At 64.3% G+C, this 25,443-nt stretch carries 28 protein-coding genes; 16 read left to right on the top strand and 12 right to left on the bottom strand.

The genetic code is table 11. The features are described 5' to 3' along the window. Positions 1 to 84: 84 nt before the first annotated feature. The 3 genes from JOF43_RS22340 to JOF43_RS23230 form a co-directional block, all read right to left on the bottom strand. Entirely contained in the window at positions 85 to 1,026 is a 942-nt protein-coding gene (locus JOF43_RS22340; protein WP_209897634.1) for a site-specific integrase, read from the bottom strand. Between the two features lie 515 nt (positions 1,027 to 1,541). Continuing rightward, on the bottom strand, positions 1,542 to 1,892 hold the full coding sequence (locus JOF43_RS22335; protein WP_209897632.1) for a helix-turn-helix domain-containing protein: 351 nt from the start codon (positions 1,890 to 1,892) through the stop codon (positions 1,542 to 1,544). Continuing rightward, positions 1,870 to 2,352, bottom strand: a complete 483-nt coding sequence (locus JOF43_RS23230; protein WP_342592047.1) for a tyrosine-type recombinase/integrase — start codon at positions 2,350 to 2,352, stop codon at positions 1,870 to 1,872. The genes JOF43_RS22335 and JOF43_RS23230 overlap by 23 nt, the downstream gene beginning before the upstream one ends. A gap of 1,050 nt (positions 2,353 to 3,402) precedes the next feature. Here JOF43_RS23230 and JOF43_RS22325 point away from each other — a divergent pair. Further along, complete coding sequence (locus tag JOF43_RS22325; RefSeq protein ID WP_209905317.1) at positions 3,403 to 4,065, top strand: hypothetical protein; 663 nt, start codon at positions 3,403 to 3,405, stop codon at positions 4,063 to 4,065. Next, on the top strand, positions 4,062 to 4,667 hold the full coding sequence (locus JOF43_RS22320) for a hypothetical protein (RefSeq protein ID WP_209905316.1): 606 nt from the start codon (positions 4,062 to 4,064) through the stop codon (positions 4,665 to 4,667). The genes JOF43_RS22325 and JOF43_RS22320 overlap by 4 nt, the downstream gene beginning before the upstream one ends. An 84-nt stretch (positions 4,668 to 4,751) precedes the next feature. On the opposite strand, the gene JOF43_RS22315 is transcribed toward JOF43_RS22320, so the two are convergent. From JOF43_RS22315 to JOF43_RS22290, 6 genes are all read right to left on the bottom strand, one after another. Beyond that, the gene (locus tag JOF43_RS22315) at positions 4,752 to 5,945 is read right to left on the bottom strand and encodes a GIY-YIG nuclease family protein (RefSeq protein ID WP_209905315.1); all 1,194 of its coding nucleotides are present in this window, start codon (positions 5,943 to 5,945) and stop codon (positions 4,752 to 4,754) included. Beyond that, positions 5,942 to 7,903 (bottom strand): DEAD/DEAH box helicase, encoded by a 1,962-nt coding sequence (locus tag JOF43_RS22310; protein ID WP_342592263.1) that lies wholly within the window; start codon positions 7,901 to 7,903, stop codon positions 5,942 to 5,944. The genes JOF43_RS22315 and JOF43_RS22310 overlap by 4 nt, the downstream gene beginning before the upstream one ends. An 8-nt stretch (positions 7,904 to 7,911) precedes the next feature. Continuing rightward, positions 7,912 to 10,608, bottom strand: coding sequence for a class I SAM-dependent DNA methyltransferase (locus tag JOF43_RS22305; RefSeq protein ID WP_209905313.1), 2,697 nt, complete (start codon positions 10,606 to 10,608; stop codon positions 7,912 to 7,914). Between the two features lie 333 nt (positions 10,609 to 10,941). Continuing rightward, complete coding sequence (locus JOF43_RS22300; RefSeq protein WP_209905312.1) at positions 10,942 to 11,301, bottom strand: hypothetical protein; 360 nt, start codon at positions 11,299 to 11,301, stop codon at positions 10,942 to 10,944. 38 nt (positions 11,302 to 11,339) lie between these two features. Further along, positions 11,340 to 11,654, bottom strand: coding sequence for a hypothetical protein (locus tag JOF43_RS22295; protein WP_209905311.1), 315 nt, complete (start codon positions 11,652 to 11,654; stop codon positions 11,340 to 11,342). Between the two features lie 8 nt (positions 11,655 to 11,662). Then, entirely contained in the window at positions 11,663 to 12,106 is a 444-nt protein-coding gene (locus tag JOF43_RS22290; protein ID WP_209905310.1) for a hypothetical protein, read from the bottom strand. A gap of 116 nt (positions 12,107 to 12,222) precedes the next feature. Here JOF43_RS22290 and orn point away from each other — a divergent pair, with 116 nt between their 5' ends. The 7 genes from orn (at position 12,223) to JOF43_RS22255 (ending at position 17,795) form a co-directional block, all read left to right on the top strand. Beyond that, positions 12,223 to 12,813 (top strand): oligoribonuclease, encoded by a 591-nt coding sequence (gene orn / locus JOF43_RS22285; RefSeq protein WP_209905309.1) that lies wholly within the window; start codon positions 12,223 to 12,225, stop codon positions 12,811 to 12,813. A 94-nt stretch (positions 12,814 to 12,907) separates the two neighbouring features. Then, complete coding sequence (locus JOF43_RS22280; RefSeq protein ID WP_209905308.1) at positions 12,908 to 13,678, top strand: DUF5677 domain-containing protein; 771 nt, start codon at positions 12,908 to 12,910, stop codon at positions 13,676 to 13,678. A gap of 409 nt (positions 13,679 to 14,087) precedes the next feature. After that, complete coding sequence (locus JOF43_RS22275) at positions 14,088 to 14,372, top strand: hypothetical protein (RefSeq protein ID WP_209905307.1); 285 nt, start codon at positions 14,088 to 14,090, stop codon at positions 14,370 to 14,372. 24 nt (positions 14,373 to 14,396) lie between these two features. After that, a complete protein-coding gene (locus tag JOF43_RS22270) occupies positions 14,397 to 15,266 on the top strand; it encodes a hypothetical protein (RefSeq protein ID WP_209905306.1) in 870 nt (289 codons plus the stop codon). A gap of 38 nt (positions 15,267 to 15,304) precedes the next feature. Beyond that, positions 15,305 to 15,532 carry a hypothetical protein gene (locus JOF43_RS22265; RefSeq protein ID WP_209905305.1) on the top strand — a complete coding sequence of 76 codons (228 nt, stop codon included), beginning with the start codon at positions 15,305 to 15,307 and terminating at the stop codon, positions 15,530 to 15,532. Next, positions 15,529 to 16,647, top strand: coding sequence for a hypothetical protein (locus tag JOF43_RS22260; RefSeq protein ID WP_209905304.1), 1,119 nt, complete (start codon positions 15,529 to 15,531; stop codon positions 16,645 to 16,647). The genes JOF43_RS22265 and JOF43_RS22260 overlap by 4 nt, the downstream gene beginning before the upstream one ends. A 38-nt stretch (positions 16,648 to 16,685) precedes the next feature. Beyond that, the gene (locus JOF43_RS22255; RefSeq protein WP_209905303.1) at positions 16,686 to 17,795 is read left to right on the top strand and encodes a sigma 54-interacting transcriptional regulator; all 1,110 of its coding nucleotides are present in this window, start codon (positions 16,686 to 16,688) and stop codon (positions 17,793 to 17,795) included. Between the two features lie 39 nt (positions 17,796 to 17,834). Here JOF43_RS22255 and JOF43_RS22250 read toward each other — a convergent pair whose 3' ends face one another. Together JOF43_RS22250 and JOF43_RS22245 are read right to left on the bottom strand one after the other, a co-directional pair. Continuing rightward, positions 17,835 to 18,155, bottom strand: a complete 321-nt coding sequence (locus tag JOF43_RS22250) for a hypothetical protein (RefSeq protein ID WP_209905302.1) — start codon at positions 18,153 to 18,155, stop codon at positions 17,835 to 17,837. After that, positions 18,152 to 18,391 (bottom strand): addiction module protein, encoded by a 240-nt coding sequence (locus tag JOF43_RS22245; RefSeq protein WP_209905301.1) that lies wholly within the window; start codon positions 18,389 to 18,391, stop codon positions 18,152 to 18,154. The genes JOF43_RS22250 and JOF43_RS22245 overlap by 4 nt, the downstream gene beginning before the upstream one ends. A gap of 156 nt (positions 18,392 to 18,547) precedes the next feature. Here JOF43_RS22245 and JOF43_RS22240 point away from each other — a divergent pair, with 156 nt between their 5' ends. The 7 genes from JOF43_RS22240 to JOF43_RS22210 all read left to right on the top strand — a co-directional run bounded on the left by JOF43_RS22240 (position 18,548) and on the right by JOF43_RS22210 (position 24,545). Further along, positions 18,548 to 19,864: a vWA domain-containing protein gene (locus tag JOF43_RS22240; RefSeq protein ID WP_209905300.1), complete on the top strand. Its 1,317-nt coding sequence runs from the start codon at positions 18,548 to 18,550 to the stop codon at positions 19,862 to 19,864. A 135-nt stretch (positions 19,865 to 19,999) separates the two neighbouring features. Further along, positions 20,000 to 21,265, top strand: coding sequence for an AAA domain-containing protein (locus JOF43_RS22235; protein ID WP_209905299.1), 1,266 nt, complete (start codon positions 20,000 to 20,002; stop codon positions 21,263 to 21,265). A 170-nt stretch (positions 21,266 to 21,435) separates the two neighbouring features. Continuing rightward, entirely contained in the window at positions 21,436 to 21,687 is a 252-nt protein-coding gene (gene nrdH, locus JOF43_RS22230) for a glutaredoxin-like protein NrdH (RefSeq protein ID WP_209905298.1), read from the top strand. Between the two features lie 144 nt (positions 21,688 to 21,831). Beyond that, positions 21,832 to 22,341, top strand: coding sequence for a hypothetical protein (locus JOF43_RS22225; RefSeq protein ID WP_209905297.1), 510 nt, complete (start codon positions 21,832 to 21,834; stop codon positions 22,339 to 22,341). 73 nt (positions 22,342 to 22,414) lie between these two features. Continuing rightward, positions 22,415 to 23,377, top strand: a complete 963-nt coding sequence (locus JOF43_RS22220; RefSeq protein ID WP_209905296.1) for a hypothetical protein — start codon at positions 22,415 to 22,417, stop codon at positions 23,375 to 23,377. After that, positions 23,374 to 23,946 (top strand): crossover junction endodeoxyribonuclease RuvC, encoded by a 573-nt coding sequence (locus tag JOF43_RS22215; RefSeq protein ID WP_209905295.1) that lies wholly within the window; start codon positions 23,374 to 23,376, stop codon positions 23,944 to 23,946. The genes JOF43_RS22220 and JOF43_RS22215 overlap by 4 nt, the downstream gene beginning before the upstream one ends. Positions 23,947 to 23,993: 47 nt before the next feature. Beyond that, positions 23,994 to 24,545, top strand: coding sequence for a GNAT family N-acetyltransferase (locus tag JOF43_RS22210; RefSeq protein WP_209905294.1), 552 nt, complete (start codon positions 23,994 to 23,996; stop codon positions 24,543 to 24,545). A 122-nt stretch (positions 24,546 to 24,667) separates the two neighbouring features. Here the strand turns inward: JOF43_RS22210 and JOF43_RS22205 are convergent, their stop codons facing one another. Further along, a complete protein-coding gene (locus JOF43_RS22205; RefSeq protein WP_209905293.1) occupies positions 24,668 to 25,366 on the bottom strand; it encodes a hypothetical protein in 699 nt (232 codons plus the stop codon). Between the last annotated feature and the right edge of the window lie 77 nt (positions 25,367 to 25,443).

The following is a 25,443-nucleotide window of genomic DNA, read 5'->3' as shown; positions in this document are numbered from 1 at the left end:
CTCCTCAGCGCCACAGATCACGTGACACCTACCTGCGCATCAGTCCCCCCAGATTCCCGGGGCACGGCATCGTTCGGCCCTGCACTAATCCTGCGGTGGTGTTGCTCGGAGTTCCGGATAGGCACCCCAGGTCGCGTTCGTGCGAGCCGCGTGCCTGATGGCAGTGTTGATGCTGATGCCGAGGGTGTCCGCGACGATGCTGGCCGGTACCTGTTGGACGAGTTGGTCGATCCGTGCCTGCTGGGCCTTCCGGATCTGGATCCGGTGGCGGGCGAGATGTAGGGCGACGTTGGCTTCGCTGGTGTGGTGCTGGGGCGTGGCTCCGGGGAACAGCCATTCTGGTGCATCCCCCACGAACGGTCGGTGACCGCTCAGCTCCTCGAGATGTCGGCTAAGCAGGTCCGCGATGGCTTCGGGCAGCGTGAGCGGAGTCGTACCAAAGGCGATGCGAATGGTTCCATCGTGCGCCGTGATGTCGGAGAGGTGCAAGCGGACGCAGTCGGAGAGCCGTTGGGCGAACACGAGGGCGAGCAGGCCGATGATGCGGCTGCTTAGAGGGATGCTGTCGTCCTCGATGAGGAGGTCAACCTTGCTCCAGAGGGTGTCGTCCGGAACCGTAGTCGAGGGAATGGTAGGTGTGCGACGAGGCACGGTGACTGGGCCGGTTAATCCCCGGCGCACTGCCCAGTTCAGGAACGTTCCGACGGCAGCTTGCGAGCTATGGCCGGCGAAGTACCGATCCACCGTGGCCTGACTCAATGAGGGCAGGTCAAGACCGTGGTTGGTTATCCAGTACAGGAAGTTCGCGATCTTGCGCAGATCGGTGGCGCGTGTGTCGTAAGCGCCGGTCGAGAGAGTCCGCTTCGAGGATCGCTGGCGGAGCTTACGGAACACTTCCCAGTTGAAGTACTGGCCGACGATGGCCGCGTGTTCGGCAGGAAGGTCAGCGATGAACGTGGCGGCGAAGTTTTCGAGGTCGTTCAGTCGAACATCGATCGCGGGTAGCGTGCCGGCGCTGATGAGCATGCGTCGTAGGTAGCGCACTCGAGGCGAGGGGGGTAACGCGTCGAGCGTGGTGTGGCTGATCGGGGCTTGGTCTGTAGCCATTGCGCGCAGCGTCTCTCCGATGGGGTTCCGCCGTAGCCACCGTACGACCGAGCGTGGATCACGAGCCGTCAGGAGATGGTCGTACAGCGACGTCAGGCCCCGGTGAACGCCACCGTGACCGTCCGCAAGCACGTCACGGAGGCGAGCAGTCAGCCGGCAGGTGCCGCACTGCGAACCGGTGAGCTGCTCCTCGCCCCCACAGGTAGTACATGCGAATCGTGGCGGTACGCCAGCGCAGGCCGCACAGACGATCTGCCGAGATGGATCGTAGAAGGCAAGAACCTTGATGTAGCCGCAACTCGGGCAGCGACCGGGGTGCCGACGAAGCCTGGAATAGCAGGCGTTGCAGATGCGCTGCTCGAGGATCACGTACCGGGCCGCGACTTCTCGAGCACAGCGGTCACAGCCGATCTGAACCGTGACCTTCTGCCGACTCACTCGTTTGGGCGGTGCAGCCGAGGCCGGACGGGGCGCAGATCGCCTATCGTCGGCCCGGTGTGCTGCGCTGCTCCTGCTGCTCGGCGTGGTCGCTGGACCTGGACCTGGGGGATCTCGATGAGGTCGTTTGGAGTGCAGTCAAGGATTCGGCAGAGTGCGGCGAGCACTTCGACGTTCAATCGCTCGGGAGTCTTGGTCACGAGGCGGTAGATCTGTTCGCGGGAGAGCTGTACGCCTTGGTCTCGTAGGGGGTCGATCAGATCGGTGGTGTTGAACATCCCCGAGGTAGCCATGATCTGGCGCAGCTTCCAGGTGATCGGGGCGTCAGGTGTGGGAGTCGTCGGCATGGTTTCCTCCGTAGATGCGTGATAGTGCTTGGCTGATCATGCGGTTTTTGAAGTCGTCGCCGACAGAGGTGTATATCGCGGTGGTGGACGCGTAGGCGTGTCCGACCTGGTCCTGCACGAACTTTTCGGCGTACCCCCACTCGATGAGGTTCGTGACGTAGGTGTGGCGTAGAGCGTGCACGCTGAGCTCCCCGGGTAGCCCGGCTTCGTCACGGATCTGGGCGAAGCGAAGGTCGATGTAGCGCAACGAGACCCGAGTCCCTCGTTCGGTCAGCCACAGGGGGCCCGTTGATTCGGTAGTGAAGCGGGGACGAGCCTGGTCGATCCATTGGGCCAGACCTTCCGTGATCCAGTCGAGTTCGGGAAGTGTGCACCGAGCGGCGCCTTGGGCCCGATCCGTGAGCTCCCTTCCCCCAGCGCACCTCCACGGCTCCGAAGCGTCCGAACCGCGGGGCCGCACCGTTGGGCCTCAGGTCCGCTACATCTAGCCTTACCGCCTCGGCGCGACGCAGCCCGTATGCGTAGATGGTCTTGAAGATCTGGGAATCGCGCAGCGCCGCCAGGGCCCCCTTTCGACCGCGTCGGAGGATGACTTCGACTCGCTGGTCGGCCGCGGAGAAGAACGTCTCGAGCTCGTCGTAGGTCAGAGCGCGCCGCTGTGCGCGTCCTTCATAGCCGAGCAAATGTGCGAGCGTGTTCCACTCATGGCAGACCTGCTGCGGCGTCGTTCCGAACCGCTCCTCGCAATCCACCGACCACTGGTAGCGAGGGTCGGTGAGGTAGTCGCAGAACAGACGGATGATGGAGTGGTAGCCCCGGATCGTGGACCGAGCCGCCGGATGCGTCCGCGACATCACGCGCGTGGTGTAGTCCTCAAGATCTCCAGGAGACCACTCCCACGGGTATCGGCCAGCGAACTCCTCGAAAGACCGGACGACTCGCTCCCTACTCCCGATGGTCCGCTCGGAGAGCCCTCGGCTGCTCTGCTGATCCGCCCAACCGGAGAGCATCGCGTCGAACACGAAGCGATGCTCGTCCAGCGCACGCACGTTGCGGAGCTCGCGAAGCGGAGATACACCAGGGCGGTTCTGATCCACGACGCCAGTATTGCATCCGTTGCAACAATGATGCATCAAGCCTGGCCAGACGGGGGCAGATTCTGCCTTCGTCGACGTGCGCGGGGCTGGGGCTCTGCCAGCGGCGATGCAGCATCTGGATCTGCCCGGCGATGACGTGACTGATCGAGAGCCCCGACAGACCATTGAAAGGAACCCAGCCGAACCCTCATAGGCAGAAACAAGGTTCAGCCTGCCCTGTTGCGTCCGCTAAATAATGCCCAGTTCGAACTGAAGCGTGAATCGGCCACACATCGCGGACTCCTCGGATGGTCAGCTAAGACCCTCAGTATCCGTGCGAGCCCGATCGGCTACAAGGACTTCTACGACTTACCCAACTTCAGACCGTGGCGATCCTGGAGCAGTTGTCGGCTCCGTGGCCTATCGTCCTGTCCATGATCATCCTCGCAACCGATCTGCCGCCGGAGCCATACATCGCTCCTCGTGGCATCTGCCCCGGCTGTGGTTCGCAGAACGTCCGACACCTCGTCGCCGGACCTTTCGAGGATCGGTCTGAGATCGAAGACCCCGAGTGGGTGGACTGGCAAGGGATTCTCCGATCCTGCGACCGAGAATGCGAGATCTGCGGACTCCAGTGGTGGTGCGAACGAGAGAACCCGTCACCCGTAAGGTTGCTCTCCGAGGCTGGCGCGGCGTTTGCCCTACTCCCTATTCCTGAGCTAGACGAGCACGGACCGGCTGCAGTAGATATCGAGCTGCTGAGCCCTGACCGCATGGTTCGTTACCTCGGCCGGACACCGGCCCCTAACTCGATCGCCGTCCTCCGAAACTTCTGGATGAAGGCGGCCGAGGAGGCGCATCCCGAGTTGACGGTTCCGACCTTCCAGGATGACGAAGCCCAGTTCTCGATCAGCGTCGTCGAGTCAACCGATCGCGCCGTGACGCTCGAGTTCAGCATCATCAGCGACCCTACGAGCGACGTACCCAGCCACGATGGACTCGCGTTTGATGTAGCCCGCTCTGATCTAATCGCTGCGGCACTCGAACTTGCGGAATGGACCGGCGAGGACGCAGATGACGAGGAGTGGGACGCATGAGCCAGCTCGGACACATTCTGGAACTCGCCGAAGGTTCCCGCCTTACCGAGGTCTCATTGCACCCCCTTGACGAGTTTGATCTCTTGAACGCCAACACGCTCCACCTCCAGATCATCCGCCTCGACGGGCGATCCGACCCATCCGCGTTCGCTGGCGCGCTGTCCACCTTCGTCCCGCAGCTATTCGCCACAATTTATGGGAACACCCCGTATGGCGATGGGTGGATCGGGCTGCTTCTGCTCTCAATGGACCTGGGGCCTGACCACCCGTTCATTCTCGGGGACCTTGCCGCGCTCGCACCACTTCGCCGAGCATTGGACCTTACGGGGATCCGCCCACGAAGCGTTCGCAACGTACCTATGACGGACGACCGGCTACGTGGCCTCTATGCGTCTGGTGCCGCTGAGGTCAACGTGCTGTGGGGCATTTCGGATCTCGTTCTCGGGCTTCTGGTGGAGCTGACTGGGACTCCGCTCGGCGACATCGTGGACCTCGCCCAAGGCAGCGAATCCTCTGACGATCAGGTTCGAGCTCCCAACCGGGAACGCCTCGAAGCCCGCCTAATGGAGTGGGCAGCAACCTATGAGGGTCCGGAGCTCTAACTCCGAGCCCCACACGAACCAGGTGCGTGAAGTAGCGACGCTGTCGACGCCCCGGAGTATTCGTTCGCGAGGGCAATGAGCGCGTCAGCCGCGCTCGACGAGCCGACGAGATCCCGTCTCGTAGACGAAGTGCACGATGTCGCCCGATGAAATCAGATCGATTGCCTGATTGATGACAGGCAGAGGGACGATAAACCACTCCGAGGGCTCGTAGATCCGACCGTCGATACCAACCTGGCTGACTCGTAGCCGGGCGGCGGCGAAGACTCTGTGCAGGAGATGCTCGAGTGCTGAGGTCTTGAGATTGTAGGTGCGGTAGCTCGCGATGATCTCGACGGGGGCCATGAGGTAGGTCGGTTCGTGCTCGGCACGCGCGACTCGCTTCTCGACCGGGCCGCGGGAGAACCCGATCTTGTACAGGTCCGGAACGTCTGCGATCTGCGGGTCAACGCTGAGCGAACGCAGTACGTAGACGTAACCGGTCTGAATGTCTGCATCGCCAATCTCACTCAGATCGTGACCCGTGCGTGCGAGGGCGAGGCCTTCCTGCTCGTGGAGGCGGATTGAGAGGGACTGCCGGTACAGGGATGATTCAGTGCCGTTCTCGAAAATCACGCGCAGTCGTTGCTTTTGCTCCTGCTTCCCTCCAACGACGCGATGTTGTGTCTCGCCAACTTCCGCGATGAAGAGCAGGATGCCGCCCAAGACGAAGAATGCACCCTCGACGATCGTTTGGACCCCGGGGAACGGGATCAGCCGGTAGGTCCCGTCGGCGAGTTCCGTGTGCTTGGCCTTGAACAGGTGCTCGAAATTTGAAAAGTCTTCCGACTTCTTGCGCCGCGCGACGTCGAAGTCCTCGGCAGGACTTTTTCGGGCGGGCAGTGACGAGAGGTCGAGGATACCGGAGTCGTCGTCGAGCAGATCAAGTTCATCGCTGTCGAGAAGCTCATCGAGCGAGCTAGGCGGTTCGGGCTCGGCGAGCAGCTCGAATTCGTCGAGGTGCTTGAGCGCGTCGATTTTCTGCGGGTTGGCGAGCAGCCCGTCGAGCCTGGCTCCGAGCTTGCGCTCAGCGATCTCGCGTGTCGTCGAGCTCGGGTTACGGCCGTGCTCGCGGCGGTATGCCACGATCTCCAGGAACGCGCGCTCGAGTCGGTCACTTGAGGTGACCTTCTTGGGCTTCTCCGGAGCGTCGAGCAGACCATCGATGTCAGAGTCGAAGAGTGCATCTAGAGCCGCATCGTTCGACGTAGCAGATTCCTTGTTGTCCGGCGTGCTCATTCCGCCACCTCCGCGCTCTCGACGCGCTGCTGGGCGTCCCGCTGCTGCTTCCGACGCTGGAGGAACAGCAAGACCTCGGCGTAGTGCTTCTCCGTAGGATCATCCGAGCCGCGGTCCGGCCGGCGACCATTGACCTTGACCCACTGCTGGACCTTCGGCCACAGTGCCACGGCTTCCTCCTCGCTGATGTCAACCCTCGTCGCGGCAATGGCGCCTTCGATGATCCGTAGCACCGAGGGGGTCACGGACTTCGACATCACCTCGAACGCTCGCTGGAACGGGTTCACAGAGTCAATGAGATTGATGCTGACGTCATCGATGTTGACGAACTTCTCGGCCATCTTCACGAAGCGCTTGTCGCCAACCTCGCGAATCTCGCCATTCTTGATCACCGAGTCAACGACAACCTGCTGGCGAAGCTCCTCGATCTGCGACTCGTCCAGGTCTGGGTAGCGCTCACGGATGATCTTTGGAATGAGCACCTTGTTGGTCGTCTCGGGATCCACGTGACCGGCAGCCGCGCGAGCGAACGAATCGTCCTGCAGAATGTTCGCCTTGAGATCGTTCAGGTCGGTCTCGACGATCTGCTTGACCCGCTCGGTCGAGGGTTCCTTGAATCCCTTGATCTTGAGGGTGCCAGGCTCCGCAGCGTCGTCGCCGGTGCGCTTGGTCTTAAAGTCCAGGTTCGGGGCGAGTACCTGCTCCATGAGGAGCGAGGCCGTGATGGCCTTGAGCATGTTGTTCACCGACACGGTGACTTCGCTCTGCGCAGCATCTGGCTCTGCGAGGAGGTTCGTGAACTGTGCGTGGCTCTTGCCGGGGCTGTCGCGGGTGACACGGCCGATGATCTGGATGATCTCGGTGAGAGAGGCGCGGTACCCAACAGTGAGAGCGTGCTCTGCGAACGGCCAGTCGAATCCTTCCTTCGCCATGCCGAGGGCGAGGATGATGTCCGCAGCGTCGCGATCCTTCGAGGCGACCGTGGCGAGGTAGTGCAGGGTGTCCGCCCGCTTCTTCTGGTCGGTGTCGTCGACCAGATCTGCGACCCGTAGTACCTGCCCGGTGTCCTTCCGTCGGATACGGATGATCCCAGTGCCCTCTTCGGTGTCGAGCACCTCACCGATCGTGTCGATGATGAACCCGACCTCTTCGATCTTGTCCTTCGTCGACTCTCCACTGTTGACGTTCGGGATGTGGAGGATCGTCTTCTTATCGAGATCTAGGACTTCATGGATGGCCTCGGTATACCGGCCCTGGTAGAAGTGGTGGCCGATGCCCAGCGACTTGAGGTGCTGGTATCCGTTGAGTTGGTCGTAGTAGTTGAACGTGACCGCAGTGAACTTCGCCTCGTCGTGCGCGGCAAGGACGGGCACCGAGTCCCCGCGGAAGTACGAACCCGTCATCGCAACGATGTGCACGTCCGAGCCGGCCATTACGTCCCGCAGCAACGCTCCCAGGCGGCTGTTCTCCGTGTCGGCGGAGACGTGGTGGAACTCGTCAATAGCGAGGACGGTGCCGTTGAAGGCGTCCGGAGTGAGCCGCTCGAAAGCGAACCGCAGCGTCGCGTGCGTGCAGACCAGGGTGGCATCGGGACCGTTGAGGAAGTCGATGAGCGCATCGACTTTGCCTGCCGAGGAGCCAGGCGTGCAGAGATTGTGCTCGGGCTTGATCTCCCAGTCAGCGAAGAAGCCGTTCGCGGTCAGCTTCATTGCGGAGAACGACGCACCGATCGATCGCTCGGGGACTGCGACGATGACCTTCTTCCGCCCCTGGTTGTAGAGCTTGTCAAGGGCGACAAACATGAGCGCTCTGGATTTGCCCGACGCTGGAGGAGCCTTGATGAGCAGGTGCTGGGAGACCCGCTTTGCGAACACCCGCTGCTGCATCTCCCGCATCCCCAGAGAATCGGTGTTGACCGACGCGCCTGTCTGCGCGTACGCGACATCGACGATGTTCACTGATCTACTCACTTCGCTACCCGCTCTTTGATAGTAGACTGTTCCTCTGCAATCATGGCTTCATACATAGCGAAGAGGTCCGACAGTCGCGCCTCATCCGTCTCGTACGCGCGTTTGGAGTAAATGGAATCTACAATTCGGTCCACTTCGCCGTGAGCCGCCCGAAGTTCGTCCGGCATGAGATCAGGATCGTAGAGCTGCGCCAGTGTTCTCTCGCAGTGGTACTCACGTACATCGAGCACCCGCAGAGCGGCGACCGTCAGGCTCTCCTCCATCTCCTCGGAGAGCGGCGGGACGGGGAAGTTGTTGTAGATAATTGTCCCCGAATATCGATAGTCGGTCTTCATCTTTCCCCCCACCGCTTTAACCCAAACCATGTGAGTCTTGGACGTTAGAAGCGCAAATACCCACGGCGCAACCCCGTATGCCACGTTAGCTGAGTTTGAAATAACTGTAGTGCGATCGAGGTAGCCGATAGGGATATACTCACGACGTTCTGACGAGGTTGCAGGAACAATAACGGAATCAGCTTCGCGGTGCGCCCAAAAATAGAAGCGGTTCGGCGTTGCAGCCTTTTCCTTGGTGGACTTCTCGGTACTCTTTTGTCGGTGTGCTCGAACCCCCTCAATGCGGCGACGTACTTCAGGTATTTGTATTGAGCTTTTGAGTGCGTCATCAGGAATAACAAGGCACCAGCGCGTCTTTCCCTTAATGAACTCCTCGGAGCCGCTAAAGCCGCGGACGTACGGAGTCATCTGCGGCGCAACTGCGAGAAGCTCGTCTTTCTCGGCATCGGTGAGGATCAAATTTCCACCGTCGTTCGGCATCGAGCCGAATCCAAGTCTGGGCAGATTCGCCAACGGTGCACTACGCCTTCCGATCCAAATATCGGGTGCGTCTGCCAGGTACGGATTGATGCGCTCAGCCACAACTCGGATCTCATCGGTGAAAATGTACTTCGTCGCCGATGAGCGCCCCCTCAGCGACACCACGACACATGTCACGCCAGCAGCGTTCTTGGCGTGATTCGACCATTTAAACGAAGTGTAGGCGTACCCAAGTTCCAGATCCTCTCCGAGTACTTGCGGCCAAAGAATCCCAACCTGTTCGCCTTGCGTAACGGAGTTGGTGGTCACAAAAGCGGCCTGCGCATTAGTTTCGCGAATGTACTCACCGCCCTTAATAAGCCATGCTGACACATAATCGAGGCTTTTGTATTTAGGTGTCAAAGTCGAAAGTTCGCGCTTCTGCTCAGCGGACTGGTTTCGACTACCTAAGTATGGGGGGTTCCCGATAACGTAGAGTTCGGACGTTTTGTCTCCCGGGCAGACTTCTGACCACTTCGTCGTGATCGCGTTACCTGCCTGGATCTGCCCCGCTTCCCTAAGGGGGATGAGCGGGATAGCGACGCCGAACTTATCTTTATATTCGGCATTCATCTGATGTTTCGCGATCCAAAGCGAGAGTATCGCCACCTCGACGGCGAAGTCGTCGATTTCAATGCCGAAGAAATTCTCGATGCTGATGCGTGACTCGGCGTACAGCACCACGTACTTGGGATCGAGTTCTGCAAGGCGCTCGAGGATCGCGTGCTCGAGCCTCCGAAGCTCCTTGTATGCGATAATGAGGAAGTTCCCCGACCCGCAGGCCGGATCGAAGATTCTTATCTCACTAATCCGGTCGAGAAGTGCCTCAAGCTTCTTCACGCTGTTGAACCAGGAGTCCAGCTCTTCTTTGAGCTCATCAAGAAACAAAGGTTCGATCGTCTTAAGGATGTTCGGCACAGATGTGTAGTGCTGACCGAGGTCGGACCGTGTTCCCGGTGTGACGATCGCCTGGAACATCGATCCGAAGATGTCCGGGTTGATCTCCTGCCAGATGAGCGTGCCCAGGTCGATGAGCAGCTGGCGTGCCTGCCTCGTAAAGCTCGGGACCACCTGCGTATCCTTCGCAGCAAACAGCCGTCCGTTTACGTAAGGGAAGTCAGCGAGATATGTCGGCTTCGCGGACGGCTCCTTGGTGTCCAGCGCGACGAAGAGATCGTTAAGGAAGCCATCGACGTCCGAACCGTCCAGCTGCGTGTGGGAGCCGACGGCGTTTGTGAACTGGCTCTCCCCGAAAATCCCCGTGTCCTCCGCGAAGAAGCAGAACAGCAGGCGGGTAAAGAAGACATTGAGCGCATGCCGGCCATGCGGCAGTTTCAACAGATCGGGGTTCGTCGCCAGGAGCTCGTCGAAGAGCTTGCCCATACGCTCGGCGGCTTTGACATCCGCGTGGGCTTCGGCGACGTACAGAGCTTTCTCCATCCCAGCCCAGGGCAGGAAGAAGGTGAAGTGCTTGTCGATGTTGTGGATCGGGATCGCCAGGTTCTCGCCCGTCTTCATGTCGACGGCGACGAGCTCAACATAGTCCGTCACGATCACGAACCGGGGGTTGAACCGGACAACGTGTGCGGCCTTGCGCAGCTCCTCAACCTCGGCAAGAGGATCGCCGGTTGCCTCGCGGAAGTAGACGACGTTCTTCTGAGCCACCTCGCGTTCAGGCTCGGCAGCGACGTTCAGCGAGCCGTTGCGCAGCCGGGTGACGTTGCCCTTGGGCTTGCCATAGGCGAGCAGCAGCTCGAAAAGGAACTCGCGGTCGTAGGAGTCACGGGCTCCGAGCGGTGTGACCCGCTCTTCGACCGCCTTGAGGTTCAGCCTCGCCACATCGATCTCCCTGTTCCCTTGCGCACCTGTTCAGGGTCACATTATCGGAGAGCTGGCGTGCCTTCGCCTTCTGCGCCAGGACGAGCACTCCGTCTCCAACACTTGCGGGCAGATCCGGAGTCGCGTCTGCGTCCTGCGTGACCGGGTCCGCGCCCACTACTGCGAATAGGAGACCCGATTCCGAGTGTGCACCCCTCGGCTTCAGGTCTCGGCGAATCGTAGAGACTCGGCTCGTCGTCCGGAGAGGGACCGGCCCATCCGCCTCTCCAACTGGCCCCGCCAGCTGGTGGTCACCGGCTTCCGGCGGGGCTCTTCATGTCCCGTCCCTACACCTCACAGCCACGGGTGCGTACGGCGCCAGGCTTCAACCCAGTACGGATCCGGGCGTCGGCACCCCTTGCGCAGCTTCGCCTGCTCGAGGTGCACGTGCTCGGTTATCCACTGGCGGAGGAAGGGGCCGATCTCGTCGGTCCGAGCACCCCAGTCGGGGACGGTCAGGGTGAGCTCGTCGCCGTCGGCGCGGATGCGGACGGTGTAGAGCTCGAGAGTGGGGTCCTGGTGCCATGAGGCGACCTCGACGGGTGGTGCTCCGGTCAGGGTGAGGCGGTATCCGATGGTCACCGAGTGCACGGCTCTTTCGATCGCCTCGCCGGCGAGATGGTCGGCGTAGCGCTGCACATTCGGATGGTTCACACAGGGACGATCTCACCTGGCCCTGACGCGTGAGCCGGTCAGGCGATCTCGGCCAATAAGGCGTGGAACTGCTGACCGAGGCTGCTGTCGCGTCCGTTCCACCACTGAGTCTCGAACTCCTCGACCGTGATCCGCCCATGCTGTTCGAACCAGGCCTTGAGCTCCTCGGAGGCGTATCGCACGACGCGGGACGAGGGCCCCATGAAGAGGGAGGCAGGGTCGATGCGTGCGGCGCGGCCGGCGGTGTTCAGGAGTTCGCCGCGGAGCTCCGTGTGGGCGCGGAGGAAGCGGGCGTGGCGGTGCAGCTCGAAGTCGGCGCGCATCATCCGGTACGACTCGAACGCGGCGTCCATGATGGCACTCATCCCCGCTGCCCTGATCCCTGCTGCGGATGCTGGCCGTCGGCCGCGAGTTCCCGGCGAGTGATGGCGCCGTCAACGCGGCAGATCCAGGCGCCGGGGGCGGCGCGCATCGGCCACCCGTGGCACTCGGGGACGTCCTGCGGATCGATCGTCGAGGCGGGCTCGATGGCTCGGTGGATGTGTTCCCAGGGCAGCTCGAGGTGCCCCAGCTGGTAGCGGGCGAGCACTGTCGAGTACGAGTGCATGTCGCCGCGTTCAGCAAGCAGCTCGAGGAGCTCCGGGGTGTTGGTCGGAGCGCCGGCCGGCACGTCCTCGGCGGTGCCGACGATCGACCCATCGACGGCTCGCCAGGTGTAGTCGGTGAGGTCGTCCGTCCAGGTGCGCTGCATTGGGATGCCGCAGGCGGCGCATTCGGAGCGAGTGGTCAGCTCAGTGGTAGTCATAGCGGCTCCGTTCAGGATTGATGCCGGGGCCAGTGGGCGACCCTCCCCTACCGCGGGACGTCCCATCAGAGTCGATCCGCGCCCACTTCCGCGGCACGACCACCGAGGAGGAACCCATGCCTGCCGCGAACCCCGATCTGATCGTCTGGATCGACACCGAGACCACCGGACTCGACCCCGCCACCGATGACCTGCTGGAGATCGCCGTGGTCGTCACCCGCAACGACCTCACCGAGATCGGCGCCTTCGACACCGTCATCGCCCCCAGCCCTGACGTCGACGCCACCATCGAGCGCATGAACGACTTCGTGCGCGAGATGCACACTGCCAACGGGCTGATCGACGCGATGCACGGGCCCGACGCACACGACCCCCGTGTCGCGGACCAGCTCGTCGCCGGCGCCATCGACCGCTTCACCGTCGGACATGCCGGCCCGTTCCTGCTCGGCGGCAACTCGATCACCCACGACCGCGGCTTCCTCGCCCGGCACGCACCGCAGACCTTCTCCCGCCTGCACTACCGCTCCATCGACGCCTCCGGCATCGAGCAGGAGATGCTCCGCGACGGCTACGACCGCCAGATCACCGCGTGGAGGGACCGGTTCGAGCCCTCGGAAGCTCATCGGGCTCTCGGCGACATTCGCGACTCGATCCGCCAGCTCGACGCGCTGCGCTCGATCCGCCGAGTCCGACCCCTGGTCCCGTGAAGGGCCACGGGTTCTCGGACCGGGGCAAGTGCCGCCGCGGTCGACGATCTCAGAACAGCGTAAAGAGCGACCCCTTCCGGGTTAGGGTCTTGCCATGATCTCCCGTGGACAACCTGCTGACGTCAGTAATGAAGATGTGCTTCAGGCCATGGATGAGCTCACCAGCATCTGGCAGTCCTGGGTCGATGCCGGTACGGTAATCCTGAATCCCCGCCCCGAGTTCCTGAAGTCGGAGCCCCAGGCACACATGCTCGTCACTCTCACGACACATCTTTTCGAGCAGGCTTCCGTGATCCGACCATACCTCCCGGACGATCTCCCAATCACGCTGATGCCGGTTGCTCGCTCCGCGCTCGAAACAACCCTCTGGGTCATCTGGGTCGATCGTTATGACGACGCCGCAGCAGCCGCTTTGAATAGGAGCGAGCACCAGCGCCGCAACATGCTGAAGACGCTGAATCAGAGCTCTCTGATCCCGATAGACAGGGAGAACATCACGCTCGAGACGTGGACAGACCTCGAAACCAGCTCTGGCCACCAGGCCCGTAGCCTCGAATCGATGGCAAACTCTCTCGGTCTGATCGACTTATATGTGTTTTACCGCATGTACTCTTCAGTCGTGCACCCGGGAATCGATCTGGTTGATGCATATCTGGACGACATCGGCGACAATAAGGTGGCCTATCACGCGCACGCCGAGACTGACTTTCGAAGCGGCATCACTACACGCGTACTTCCGCTTATGATGCTCAAGTGTGCGCGAATTGTAAACTATATGTCTCGCGATCGACAGCGTCGGAGTGATCTCCACCGAGTGGCAAGAAAGTTGAACGTCAGCCTCGACAAGTTCTGGTCGGCAAGATAGAAAGAATGTTCCTTAAGTCGACGCAGGCGCCATCCGAGTCTTGACAACGTTGTGGGTCCCGCCTACTTCGAGATGGCATGACCAGCGCACGCGGCGACACAATCGTCGTTCTCCTCTCCTCGAATTCTCCCCCGTATCGGATCGAGAAGGCTGCCAATGGTGACTGCTGCGTGCGGATTTGCCGGCGCGGGCCCGACCTGCTCGTGCCGGTGCCGCCGGGTGATGGGGCGCGAGAGTTCCGGTCCCGTCTGATCGCTGAACGGCAGGCATATTCGGCCGCTCGATCCCCACGCGACGCTTCCGCCAGCTGCTGTTCGGGATCATCCGTCCGCGCCTGCAGCTGGCGCCGAGCTATCCCGTCGATCCTGCTGCCGCCCTGCTCGATGTGCCGGACCCGGGACTCCGATGCTTGTTCGCGGACGATCTCAGCGGCGTTCCCGCGATGGAGGCGCTGCGTCGGACCCTCCTGGACTCCCCCGGCTTGATTCGGCCCGAGGAGCGATCCGCCCTCTGGATCCTCGCGGCACGGGACGAGTACTACGCCTCGGCATTGTCCGCGGTCCGCCGGCTCGCTCAGCTGCGTTTCGACGAGTCCGTCCGGGCCAGTGCTCGCGAGTTCTCCTTCGAGATGCAGGTGGCGGTCGACGAGCTCGAGAGCGCCTCGGGGTTGGCCCCGCCCACTTCTGCCTGGTGAGCACACCAATCAGGAGGAGGCGACATGAGCACGGACAGGAAGATCCGCAAGCGCGATACCGGTGAGCGGGGCAACAGGGGCCAGTTCGGCACTCTGACCCGCGGGGAGGCCGAGGTGGCGGTCCCCCAGTCCCGGTTCGCGGCGACTGATGGCGGCGAGCAGTCGGCGACGCAGTGGTGGGATCGCGCCGCGCAGCTCACCGATGCCTCCGGCACGGTGCCGACGATGGGCAGGGAGGACGGGCGTCCCCAGCGGCGCACCTACACCGGCGACGACTACGCGATCACGATGCCGTCGCACGCCTCGGTGCGGCGGTTCGCCGGCCAGGTCGCCGAGCACACCGGCGATGAGTCGCGTCCCTTCGAGATGCCGATCGAGTACACCGGCCCGGAGGGTGACTCGATGATGAGCGCGGTGCGGATCTCGAAGCGGTGTCGCTCCTTCGAGGTGAGCATGCCTGCGGGCTTCGATCCTGAGCGGAAGGCCCAGGTCTCCGAGTCGGTCCGGGCGACGCTCGAGTCCCGCCGTCCGACCCTGACGCGGGAGCACACCGCCCAGCTCGTAGCCACCTACCGTCACCGCGCCGCGGGGAACGGCGTGGACACTCGTCGCGCCGCCTCGACGTGGATCAAGGAGATGGGCTACAACTCCGAGGCGCAGCAGGCCACCATCGTCATGCAGCCGTCGAAGGCGAACCCCACCGGCGCGTACGTGTACGACATGGATCCGGACACGTGGGGGCGGGTGGCGTCTTCGTCGTCGGTCGGGAAGGCCTACAACACCTACGTGCGCCGGGCCGGGAACACCAGCATCGACGTCGCCCTGCAGTGCGAGGATTGCGGCCGCTACTACGGCTCCGCCACCGACCATGCCTGCAAGGTGATCGTCTCCTGACCGTCCCACCAGGGAACCCGCGCGCCCACTGGCAGGGCATGGACGCAGAGGACTCGACCACCGCACCAGAAAACTCCCCCACCCACCGGGGTCGACGCCCGGCGCAGGTGGCCGCGATGCTCGGAGCGCTCTGCGCTGCCGTGGCGTTCCTCTGGGACAGCGGCCTGCCCTCGTTGCTCCTCGCGCTCGGCGGCGTGCTCGTCACGATCCTCGGTGCTTGCTTGACCCCGGATGGGTGGCTGGTCGACCCGGAGGAGTCGGCGTGAATACCACCGGCACGATGAAGGCCGCCGAGTACGCCGCGCAGCGCCGCCAGGAGGCCGCCCGGACCGGTCGGCCGATACGGCGGATGTCCGAGACGCTGCCCAGCCTGCACGTGCGCGAGAAGCTGTTCGTCTGGGTCGACAAGGGCCGGGTCCGCACCTCCGACGGGCCGCTAAAGGGTCACGAGATCGCGGCAGTGCTGCTGAACACGGACAACGAGTCCGAATCGCGTCGCGAGATCGTCATGCCAACCCACCGAGACCTGCGCCTGCTGGTACGGGCGTTCTCCAAGGCCCGCTTCACAACCATCGACCAGCGCAACGCCGTCCTCGCCGCGCGGCGCGTCCTCGACGTCGCCCTGGTGACCCCGTGGTTCTCCTCGCTCACCATCATCACCCGGGCCCTCACCGCCCGCTACTGGGCACCGTTCGAAGACACCGACGACCTCACCACATGGGCTCGCGCCCTCGGCGTCGCCGACCCTCACTCGAGCACCGGGCTGAGCGACCTGTACCGGCTGTCGATCCGGGGCTCGAGCACACACGGCAGCCTCTGCACCCGCATCACCGCCGCCTCCGACCGCATCACCCGCGCCCGCACCCTCCCCGGATCGCTCAACGACGCCCAGGCGTTCGTGGCGATGGAAGCGCTCGGCGACCAGTGGAAGACCCTGTGCGCCGTGGACGAGACCCTGCGTCCCTACAGCCTCGCCTCCCGCCGGACGATCGCAGCGATCCCCGAGCGGCCCAGCCACGAGACCACTACTGAGCGCCTGATCATCCCCGGTGGGTCAATCCCGTTCCGGAACTCGTCCACCGTGTGGGTGGTCGACCCCAGCAGCCCGGACTCCGACCTGCGCGGCGGCAAGGTCGCCGGGTTCGGGTACCACCACGGACAGTTCGTCCTGGAGGTCACCCCGGACGCCAAGGGCATCTGGTCGTTCCGCTCCGCATACGGGCGAGAGATCTTCCTGGTGGAGGGACCGTTCGGGGCCTCGCCGCGCTTCTCCCGCAAGGAGCCCTCGCCCTGGGACGGAGGGGTGCCGCCGGTCGACCCGGTGCAGCGGATCGTGCCCGCCGAACTGGCACTGGCAGGGATGGCCACCGCACCTGCCTGATCGTCCCGTGGACTGGGAGCCTCGCCCACTTCGAGGTCATGGTCAGCACTCAAGAAGCAGTCTTCCGCGCGAGCATCGCGGCGAACGTCCCCGTGTTCCTCAAGGGCGACTCCGGCATCGGCAAGAGCGCCTTCATCCGCGACTACGCCACCGCCGCGAAGCGCCACCTCGAATCGGTCGTCCTCGCCCACAAGGAGAAGTCCGACATCGGCGGGATCCCCACCGTCCGTGAGGGCACGATCACCACGACCGAGTTCGCCGTCCCCGGCTGGGGGCATCGCCTGGTCGAGGCCGACAAGGGGCTGCTGCTGCTCAGCGAGTTCAATATGGGCGAGGTCGATGTCCAGCAGGCGTGCATGAACGTGCTGCAGGAGCGTCAGGTCGGAGAGAACACCTACCTGCCCGAATCGGTCGCGATCGTGCTGGACGGTAACCCGCCCGAGCGGTACGCGACCTCGAGCGACCTGCCCAGCCAGATTGCCAACCGTCTGCTTCACCTGGACTGGGAGTTGGACCGGCAGGCGTGGTTGGACGGCATGACCTCCGGTTGGCCGACGGCGACCGAGCGGATCATCGATGACGGCGATGCCCGAACGGACCGGATGGCACGGGAGAAGTCGCTGGTGCTCGCCTTCCTCGACGCCCACCGTCCCTACATCCACGACCAGCCGACGGACCCGGCACGCGTGGGTGGGGCGTGGCCGTCGCCGCGTTCGTGGGACAACACGATCCGGGTCCTGTCCCGTATCGACGAGGACGCCACGGACGTGCAGACCACCGCGCTGCGGGGCTTGGTGGGTCGTGCGGCGGCGGAGGCGTTCATGCGGTGGCGGATCGAGGCGGCGGACTTCGACCTCCGCACCGTCCTGAACGACCCGACCGTCGAGGACTGGAGCGACCACCACCCCAGTAAAACCCTCACGGTGCTCGGCGCGGTCTCGACGTTCGCTGTCGAGCAGGGGTCACTGGACGTGTGGCGCGACGCCCTCGCCGTCCTGATGCATTGCGCAGAGGTCACCGGGCGGAAGGACGTGTGCCTGCGCTCGGCCCGGCTGCTGCTCTCCCGCGCACCGGAGGGTGCGAAGATCCCTGCGTCGGCGGAGGAGACGTTCGGTCCGATGCTGCGGAGCATCGGCGCGTGGCGATGAGCTCCGGGATCCACGCCGGGAAGCTCAACTGTGGAAATATCAGCCGTTGAGACGGTCCGTCCAGTATCCGGGCTCCCGGGACTCGTGAGCGTAGGCAAGCACGAAAATCTCGCCGGCGCGGACAACGTAGATGAGGCGGTAAGGGAACTTTCCGAGGTGCCAGCTCCGCACTACGGGATCATGTTGACGCCCCATGTACGGGGGCGGCGAATCCGGCCACTGAAGGATCAGGTTAGAGGCGGCATCCGCCACGTCGGCGAACTCGTCACCGAGCCTGCCGTCGTCGATATCTGCGTACTTGACGACAGCATCGAGGTACTCGGAGCTCGCTTCGGGGTGTTCGAACCAGTCGAGGATCACTTGCGGCGCTGAGCGAGGAGTTCGCGCGCCTTCGCTCGGGTCGCACGGCCGCTGACCGGCTCGACCTTCCCGCTCATCAGCTCATCGAGTCGGCGCGTGATGGTCTCGTCCCATGCGGCGTCGACCTCGGCCTGGCGATCCTCGTCGACCTGCTGAAGGAAGAGCGCGGCGATTTCGCGCTCATCGGCATCGAGGGTCCTGCCCTCGGCGATGTAGTTCTCCAGCCTCGACGTCATGGAACCAGCCTACGCGCAGAGGTGACAGTCAGCCAGGATCACGACGCGTCGGCAGTGCTGTAGTGCCGCCGGTAGTACAGCGCGCCCCGGGGCCCCCTGTCCTCTCGGGCCTGTTGTTCGCCCACTTCCCAGGTACCCCACCAGGAGGAGGACGCCATGTCCGATCACGCTCGGAAGCTCACCGCCGACCAGGAGGACCGTCTGTCGGTGTGGCGTGCGATCGCCGAGAAGCGCGCCCCCTACATCGCTGCGCTGCTGTACGCCTCCCGGTATGTGAACGTGCCGGGCCTCGAGACCCTCGGCGCCGTCGATCCCCGCCTGCGGGTGTTCCTCGACGTGGATGCGATGGACCGCGCCTACAGCGACGACGAGAGCGCACAGGTCCTGGTCCACCTCATGTACCACGTCATGTTCGACCATCACGCGCTGTCGGTGGCGAAGCTCGAGGCGGATAGCACCCTCTCCCCCGACCTGTGGCGTATGGCCGCCGATGCCGCCGTGAACGACGACCTCGAGGACGCAGGCCTCGCCTTCCCCTCGACCGTCTCGAACACGGCGGAGAAGATCGACATGGACCGGGGGCTGAGCGTCATCGAGTTCTACGACGCTCTCGCCCGCCGCGCCCACGCCTCCGACATGGAGCACGTGTTCTCTCTCGACGACCTGGCCGGGGACCTGTTCGACGGGGCCGTGACGCTCGGGACCGACCTGGCTGACCGTGCCTCGCTGGCATTCCTCACGCGCACTTGGGAGAACCTGGATCTGCTGGCTCCCCCGGCGGAGGACTTCGAGGTCGTCGCCGCCGTGCAGAACGTCGCCGAGGCGATCCTCAAGGACAAGGGAGCCGCTGCCGGTCGGCTGGGCCGCTGGGCGGTCGAAGTGACCGCGCCGAGCGTGATCCCGTGGCAGACGGTCATCGGCGGGTACCTGCGTCGTGCAGTGCGCCGGAAGCCGCGTGGGACGTTCAAGACGTTCTCACGTGCTTCGCGCCGCCAGAGCGTTCGGGTGCGGATGCCCGATGGGTCCAAGGGCCGCAAGATCATCCTGCCGGGCACGTTCCGCCCTGATCCCACCATCGTGGTCATCCGCGACACGTCCGGGTCGGTGAGCGATCAGGAACTCGGCGAGGTCGGTCGCGAGGTCCGCGAGATCGCCCAGCGTTGCAGCGTGCACGACGACCGCGTGTTCGTCATGGACGTGGACGCGGCGGTCTACCGGGCGCGCGCCCTGTCCGAGAAGGACGTGCTGCGCTCGGCCTCCGGCGGTGGCGGGACGGACATGCGTCTGGGGTTGGCCGCGATCCCGGAGGCGTTCGAGAAGGAGCCCGAGTTGGTGATCGTCGCGACCGACGGCGGCACGAACTGGCCGGAGACGGCAACGACGTTCCCGACGATCGCCCTGATCACCTCGGATGGCACGGACACGACGCCGGACTGGATGCCGTCAGTGTCGGTGGCGGAGGTTCCCGCCTGAGCAGGATGGGATGCAGGCGGCGCAGGAGCCGCGATGCCGTCGGTGTCCGTGGCCGGCATGCCTGCCCGGGCGTCCTGCAAGCGCTCCGATTCGCCCACTTGGTGAGGGCACGCAGCACCGGATGGAGGAGGAGACGTGGCCCTGAGCGCGGCGGACCTGAACACCCTGGGGATCGACACGTCGAAGGCACCCCGGGTCGAGCCGTCACCCGAGGAAGTCACCTCTGCCCGGCAGGTCCCGGCGTGGCAGACGCTGGTGCCGGGGTCGGTGCTGTCGCAGGCGCTGTACGAGACGGTCTCGGGGCGGCGGGTGACGATCATCGATTCCCCGCCGGGCTCCGGGAAGACCACCCTGCTGGTCAACGCTGCACTGTGGCTCGGCGCGAACACGGACCTGACCGTCACGGTGGCCGCACCGACCCGCGCCGCGGCCACTTCGGTTGCTGAGCGGCTGGCCGACGTGCACGAGCAGGCATCCGTCGTCCTGGCCCTGAACGGTGTGGATAAGGCCTCGAGCTCGGCGATCCACACTCCCGGCAGCGGCGCGTTCCAAGGTCAGGCTGGGGACATCGTCGTCCGCACCATGGCATCGACGGCCATGAGCACCTCCACCACCTGCGACTTGCTGATCGTGGACGAGGCCTACCAGTCCACGTTCGCATCGCTGACGGCTGCGGCGAAGGGCTCCGAGCAGGTGCTGATGGTCGGTGACCCCGGCCAGATCGGCCCCGTGATCACCGCCGACCCGTCCGTGTTCGACGACAGTCCCTACCCGCCGCATGGCCGCGCCCCCGACGTGCTGCGCCATCACCCGTCCGCGACGGTCGCGCATCTACCGACCTCCTTCCGGCTCGGGCAGCGCACTGTCGACGCGATCGCCCCGCTGTACGACTTCCCCTTCGACTCCTCCCGGCCGGACCGTCGCATCGTCGGCCACGACGAGATCGAGAGCATCCGGATCGACCGCCCAGATCCGGTGGACCTGTACGCGGAGGTCGCCCACCTGGCAGCTGCCTACGTCGGGCAGGAGGTCATCACCGCCGACGGGAGCCGCCCGCTGACCCCGAGCGATGTGTGCGTCGTGGCCGGGGACAACATGGCCGTCAACGGCATCGCCGGGTTCCTCTCCGCCATGGGCAACTACCCCGGGATCACCGTCGGGACTGCGGATCGCCTGCAGGGAGGGCAGTGGCACGCCGTGATCGCCCTGGACCCCCTCGCATCTGCCTCGACCGTCTCCGACCATCACCTCGCCCTCGGCAGGCTGTGCGTGATGGCCTCCCGCCACATGACCCACTTGACCTGGGTCCATGGCGGGGACTGGCAGTGCCTGATCGAGGCCCATGAAGGAGGCGAGGCCTCCGCCACCATGATCAAGGTGCGGCAGAACCTCATCGGCTGACGCAGACCACTCTCTGGACCAGTAGTCCGCTTGCACCTGCCCGGATCCGAGCCGCCTGCCCGAGTCTTCGGGCAACTAGCTCGTGAATCCTCCGCCCACTTCACCTGGTGCATATCTACGGCGCCGGAGCGACCGGCGTGCAGCCCCACCCGGAAGTGAGGACTCCCCCGATGGCCATCACCGTGTACTCCAAACCCCACTGTGTGCAGTGCGATGCGACCAAGCGCGCGCTGAACAAGGCGGGCATCGCCTACGACGTCATCGACCTCACCGAGGACGCCGACGCGCTGGTGACCGTCCAGTCTCTGGGCTACGTCCAAGCGCCGGTCGTCGTCGCCGACGGGGATCACTGGTCGGGGTTCCGCCCCGCGAAGTTGAAGGCCCTCACCAGTACCAGGGCCCGCACGGTTACCGCTGCCTGACAGCGCGCATTACAGTCCGCCGGCCCCTCGACCCGCGCAAGTTACGGGTGCGAGGGGCCCCTCCACGTCCGGGCTGCTGTCCTGCCGCATCGACCCTTCGCCCACTTCCTGGACGAGAGACTTTTAGCGAGGAGGGCACGGGGCATGACCACGACGAAGCTTCGCAAGCACGACACTGGCGAACAAGGCAACGGTGGCCAATTCGCAACCGCTACCCGGCACGACGTCGCCGTCCAGGTCCCCGAGTCCCCGGCACCTGGGCGGGACTTGGTCGTGTCTCCCGCCCTTCGCTACCTTGCCGAGCACGTCGAATCCCGGTTCGATGCCAATGGGCGCACCGTCGTCTCGATCCAGATCAACCGGGACCAACTGCCAACCTCCGGGTACCGCCAAGGATCCGCGCCCTGGGACGTCCGCGACGAAGATGTCTCCGACGAGCAGGTCGATACCTACCTCGAGGCGTGCAGCGACGACCCCGAGGTATTCGGTGACGACCTGGGATTCCCGGGCGAGGCCAGGTGGAACTCGGCCTCGAGCACGCTCGAACTCACCCACACCGGCTACGAGGGCGTCACCGACGATGAGCTCTCCTCCACGGTCAGCGCCAGCCTCGGCGACTTCCGCAACGACCTGCGTCTACACGAGTGGAGCTGAACCCCGTCCCGCGAGGATGCGTGCTCGCCCACTGCCCGCGATGAGACCCGATCACAAGAACGAGGAGCGGACCATGCCGGAGCACACCCGCAAGCGAGACACCGGCGAGCAGGGCAATCCGGGAGAGTTCGCCACCACCACCCGCGCCGAGGCCGACATCGACGTCGACTTGGACCCGCTGGATCCGACGGCGGGCTGGGATCACGAAGACGCAGGGATCTCCTGGGAGTACCCGACGTCCGATGCGGACTCGACGTTCCACGAGAATGGGACGATCGCTGACCGGGTCCTGCTCGATGGCACCATCGAGCACCATGATGACGACGGCACGCTCACGCACGTCACGCTCGATGACGGTTCGACGGTCCTGATCAACGGCGACCCGGACCACCCGTACGTCGTCCATCGCCGCCTGGCGGAGTTCGCCTACGAGACCCACGAGCTCTCCCCCACCGAAGCCGAGGCACGTCTTGCAGAGTTGAGCCCGGCCCTGGCAGCGCACGACTCTGCGAACGCCGACCGGATCGCCCGTGCGATCGCCGAGCGCATGGGCGAAGATGACCTGTACGAGGCCGAGGCGCTGTGCGAATCGGCAGCCCAGCAGCACGCCCTATCCGTGTGGATGCAGCAGCACCCTCAGCCCCAGAACCCCCGCGCCGGAGTCGGAGATAGGCCGGCGACGCTCGATGAGGCACGGGGCTTTCAGGACCAGCTGCTGCAGACCTTCGCCGAGCAGTGCCAGGACCAGGCGCTGCCGACCGGCCCGAGCTACATCCCCGTCATCACCATCGACCGCGGCAGGCCGTCACTGAGCGTAGACGTGCGAAACGTTCCGGACACGATGATGCGGAACCGGTACGACGGCAACGAGACTCTCAGCCCCGTCGGCGAGGAACTCCACACCCGGATCCAGACTGGCTGCCGGCACACAGGCGTCCGTGTTGAAGCCGTCGACCTGGAGTCGGACCTGCAGCGCGGGCTCCGGCGTCTCCGCACCCACAGCCAACACCTCCACGAGCAGCGGGACGCGGCATGATCGTCGCCGGGATCGACCCCTCCCTCACCAGCACAGGGGTGGCAGTGGTCCGCTCCCCCGAACGAGTGGAGACTGCGACCGTGACGTCGAAGCCGCCCGCTCCGGGGACGGAGACGGTCCGCACCCGCTTCGAGCGCATGGAGAAGATCACGGCGGGGATCCTGGAGCTCATCGATGACGCCGACGTAGTCGGGATCGAATCACCCGCCTACGGGATGCGGAACGCCGGCAAGGTGCACGACCGCTCCGGGCTATGGTGGTGGATCGTCGGGAAGCTCGAAGCTCGCGGCGTCCCGGTCACCGAGGTCACCCCGCCGTCACGGATGATGTACGCGACCGGCAAGGGCAACGCCGGCAAGGACCTCGTGCTCGTCACCGCCGCCGCCACCTACAAGCAAGCCGAGATCACCGGCAACGACGTCGCCGACGCCGTCGTCATCGCCGCGATGGTCTCCCGTCTCGCCGGCCAGCCCATCGAGCTACGTGAGCCCGCGCAGGCAAAAATGAGAGCTCTGGAGAAGGTACGGCTCCCCACCGAAATGGACCTCGCCTCGGCTACCAACTATTGAGGCCCGTTCGCGCCACGCGAGACAGCGGAATGGGTGATACTCAGACCATGAACATCACCCACGCCAGCTCGGCAGAAGAGCGCATGGAGCTTCGCGACTTCCTCGCGGAACATCTTCACGATATTGCCCCTGATGCAGTTCCAAAACCTGAGTGGGACAGACATTACGAAACGATTGCGCTTACGGTCCGCGAGGAAGGAAAGCTGATCGCCGGTCTACTTTCCTGCTACACGCAGATCGCGTCCGCAGCGTTCATGGCACCGGAGGGGATAGACGAGCACATGGACAAGGTTCGTCGCCTGACGCCTCTGCATGCTGAGCTAGACCTCATCGCCGTGGATCCTTCTGCAAGATCAACGGGGATCGGCAGTGCCCTCATCTCCGAGTCAGAATCCATTCTCAAGGTGCGCGGCACGAAGTACTGGTTCGGGTGCGTTACGAGCGATCTGGACGTTGATCGTCTGCGCAACTTCTACGAGAAACTGGGATTCACAGTGCTTCCTGACGGAGCTCGTCTCCCACCGTTCAAAGGAGTCGAGTGGGTGCCACCGCATGCCACAGACGCCGCGTTCTGGTTCTACAAGCGGCTCGAGCGTTGACACCGAGAGCGTGGCCAGCAGGACTTATAGCCGCCAGCCCGGCACAGCCACTCCGATGCGGTGGGCGACGTCGTGCGATGAATTCGCCAATGCCGGAAGCGGACGGTTAAGGCGCGTATAGGTCAACCCTTCTTGAAGCTCTTCAGCGCCTTCCTGCCGCCGACTGGAGCCCCGGGACGTTCACCGCGCAAGTCGGCTTCGATCTGGTCGGCGGTGTACCCCTGCTCGACCATGTCGCTGACGTACATCTTCTTGGTGGTCGTGTCGACTGCGTCGATCTGTGCGCGGAGCTGGGCGAGCTGCTGGCGCACGGCGGCGTTGTCGTCGGGCAGGCGAGTGAATGCTTCCGGATGGCGGGCGGCGAAGCCGGGCATTGCGTAATGCGTGGAGACCTCGGCCGGTGTGCCGCGGAAGTCGCCGACGGTGACCTGTGCCTGTTCGACCTTGGCCTGCTCATCGGCGGGGAGGGTGTAGCGGTAGCTCCAGGCAAGGTGGGTGCGCACGGCATCGCGGACTGCAAATCGATCAAGCTTCTCGGGGATCCGCTCTTTCAGTTGTTGGACGCGGCGATCGAAGTCCAGAGAATCGTCTTTGACCCGCGCGGCGTACTCCGCGTCGCTCCATTCGGGCTGCTTCTGCATCCGCTGGTACTTGCCCACGATCGAGTTGACGGTGACGACCCGGCTGTTGCTGTAGTCGTCCATGACGGACTGGAGGACTTCATCGGGAACGGGCACGGTGGACCACCAGGCGAGGTGCTCGTCGGCGCTGTGGAGGCGCTCGGGGAAGTAGATCGACCCGTTCGTTCCGTTCTCGCTCATGGGCACGAGTGTGGCACCCACGAGCGCCTCGGGACGAGGGGTGCGCTCGAACTGCCCGCCTTCAGGACTTCCGGACG

The sequence above is a fragment of the Brachybacterium sacelli genome (assembly GCF_017876545.1).
In the GTDB taxonomy this organism is placed as follows: domain Bacteria; phylum Actinomycetota; class Actinomycetes; order Actinomycetales; family Dermabacteraceae; genus Brachybacterium; species Brachybacterium sacelli.
The sequence above is the reverse complement of the archived record's forward strand: the minus strand, read 5'-3'. Positions and strand labels throughout refer to the sequence as shown.

Excerpts from the sequence above, each read along its gene's own strand:
- JOF43_RS22295 (WP_209905311.1), bottom strand. The coding sequence starts at position 11,654 with ATGGACGCCGCGTTCGAGTCGTACCGGATGATGCGCGCCGACTTCGAG.
- JOF43_RS22325 (WP_209905317.1), top strand. The coding sequence starts at position 3,403 with ATGATCATCCTCGCAACCGATCTGCCGCCGGAGCCATACATCGCTCCT.
- JOF43_RS22270 (WP_209905306.1), top strand. The coding sequence starts at position 14,397 with ATGAGCACGGACAGGAAGATCCGCAAGCGCGATACCGGTGAGCGGGGC.
- JOF43_RS22335 (WP_209897632.1), bottom strand. The coding sequence starts at position 1,892 with ATGCCGACGACTCCCACACCTGACGCCCCGATCACCTGGAAGCTGCGC.
- JOF43_RS22320 (WP_209905316.1), top strand. The coding sequence starts at position 4,062 with ATGAGCCAGCTCGGACACATTCTGGAACTCGCCGAAGGTTCCCGCCTT.
- JOF43_RS22265 (WP_209905305.1), top strand. The coding sequence starts at position 15,305 with ATGGACGCAGAGGACTCGACCACCGCACCAGAAAACTCCCCCACCCAC.
- JOF43_RS22225 (WP_209905297.1), top strand. The coding sequence starts at position 21,832 with ATGACCACGACGAAGCTTCGCAAGCACGACACTGGCGAACAAGGCAAC.
- JOF43_RS22215 (WP_209905295.1), top strand. The coding sequence starts at position 23,374 with ATGATCGTCGCCGGGATCGACCCCTCCCTCACCAGCACAGGGGTGGCA.
- JOF43_RS22240 (WP_209905300.1), top strand. The coding sequence starts at position 18,548 with ATGTCCGATCACGCTCGGAAGCTCACCGCCGACCAGGAGGACCGTCTG.
- JOF43_RS22210 (WP_209905294.1), top strand. The coding sequence starts at position 23,994 with ATGAACATCACCCACGCCAGCTCGGCAGAAGAGCGCATGGAGCTTCGC.
- orn (WP_209905309.1), top strand. The coding sequence starts at position 12,223 with ATGCCTGCCGCGAACCCCGATCTGATCGTCTGGATCGACACCGAGACC.
- JOF43_RS22340 (WP_209897634.1), bottom strand. The coding sequence starts at position 1,026 with ATGCTCATCAGCGCCGGCACGCTACCCGCGATCGATGTTCGACTGAAC.
- JOF43_RS22205 (WP_209905293.1), bottom strand. The coding sequence starts at position 25,366 with ATGAGCGAGAACGGAACGAACGGGTCGATCTACTTCCCCGAGCGCCTC.
- JOF43_RS22220 (WP_209905296.1), top strand. The coding sequence starts at position 22,415 with ATGCCGGAGCACACCCGCAAGCGAGACACCGGCGAGCAGGGCAATCCG.
- JOF43_RS22245 (WP_209905301.1), bottom strand. The coding sequence starts at position 18,391 with ATGACGTCGAGGCTGGAGAACTACATCGCCGAGGGCAGGACCCTCGAT.
- JOF43_RS22315 (WP_209905315.1), bottom strand. The coding sequence starts at position 5,945 with ATGAGCACGCCGGACAACAAGGAATCTGCTACGTCGAACGATGCGGCT.
- JOF43_RS22280 (WP_209905308.1), top strand. The coding sequence starts at position 12,908 with ATGATCTCCCGTGGACAACCTGCTGACGTCAGTAATGAAGATGTGCTT.
- JOF43_RS22255 (WP_209905303.1), top strand. The coding sequence starts at position 16,686 with ATGGTCAGCACTCAAGAAGCAGTCTTCCGCGCGAGCATCGCGGCGAAC.
- JOF43_RS22290 (WP_209905310.1), bottom strand. The coding sequence starts at position 12,106 with ATGACTACCACTGAGCTGACCACTCGCTCCGAATGCGCCGCCTGCGGC.
- nrdH (WP_209905298.1), top strand. The coding sequence starts at position 21,436 with ATGGCCATCACCGTGTACTCCAAACCCCACTGTGTGCAGTGCGATGCG.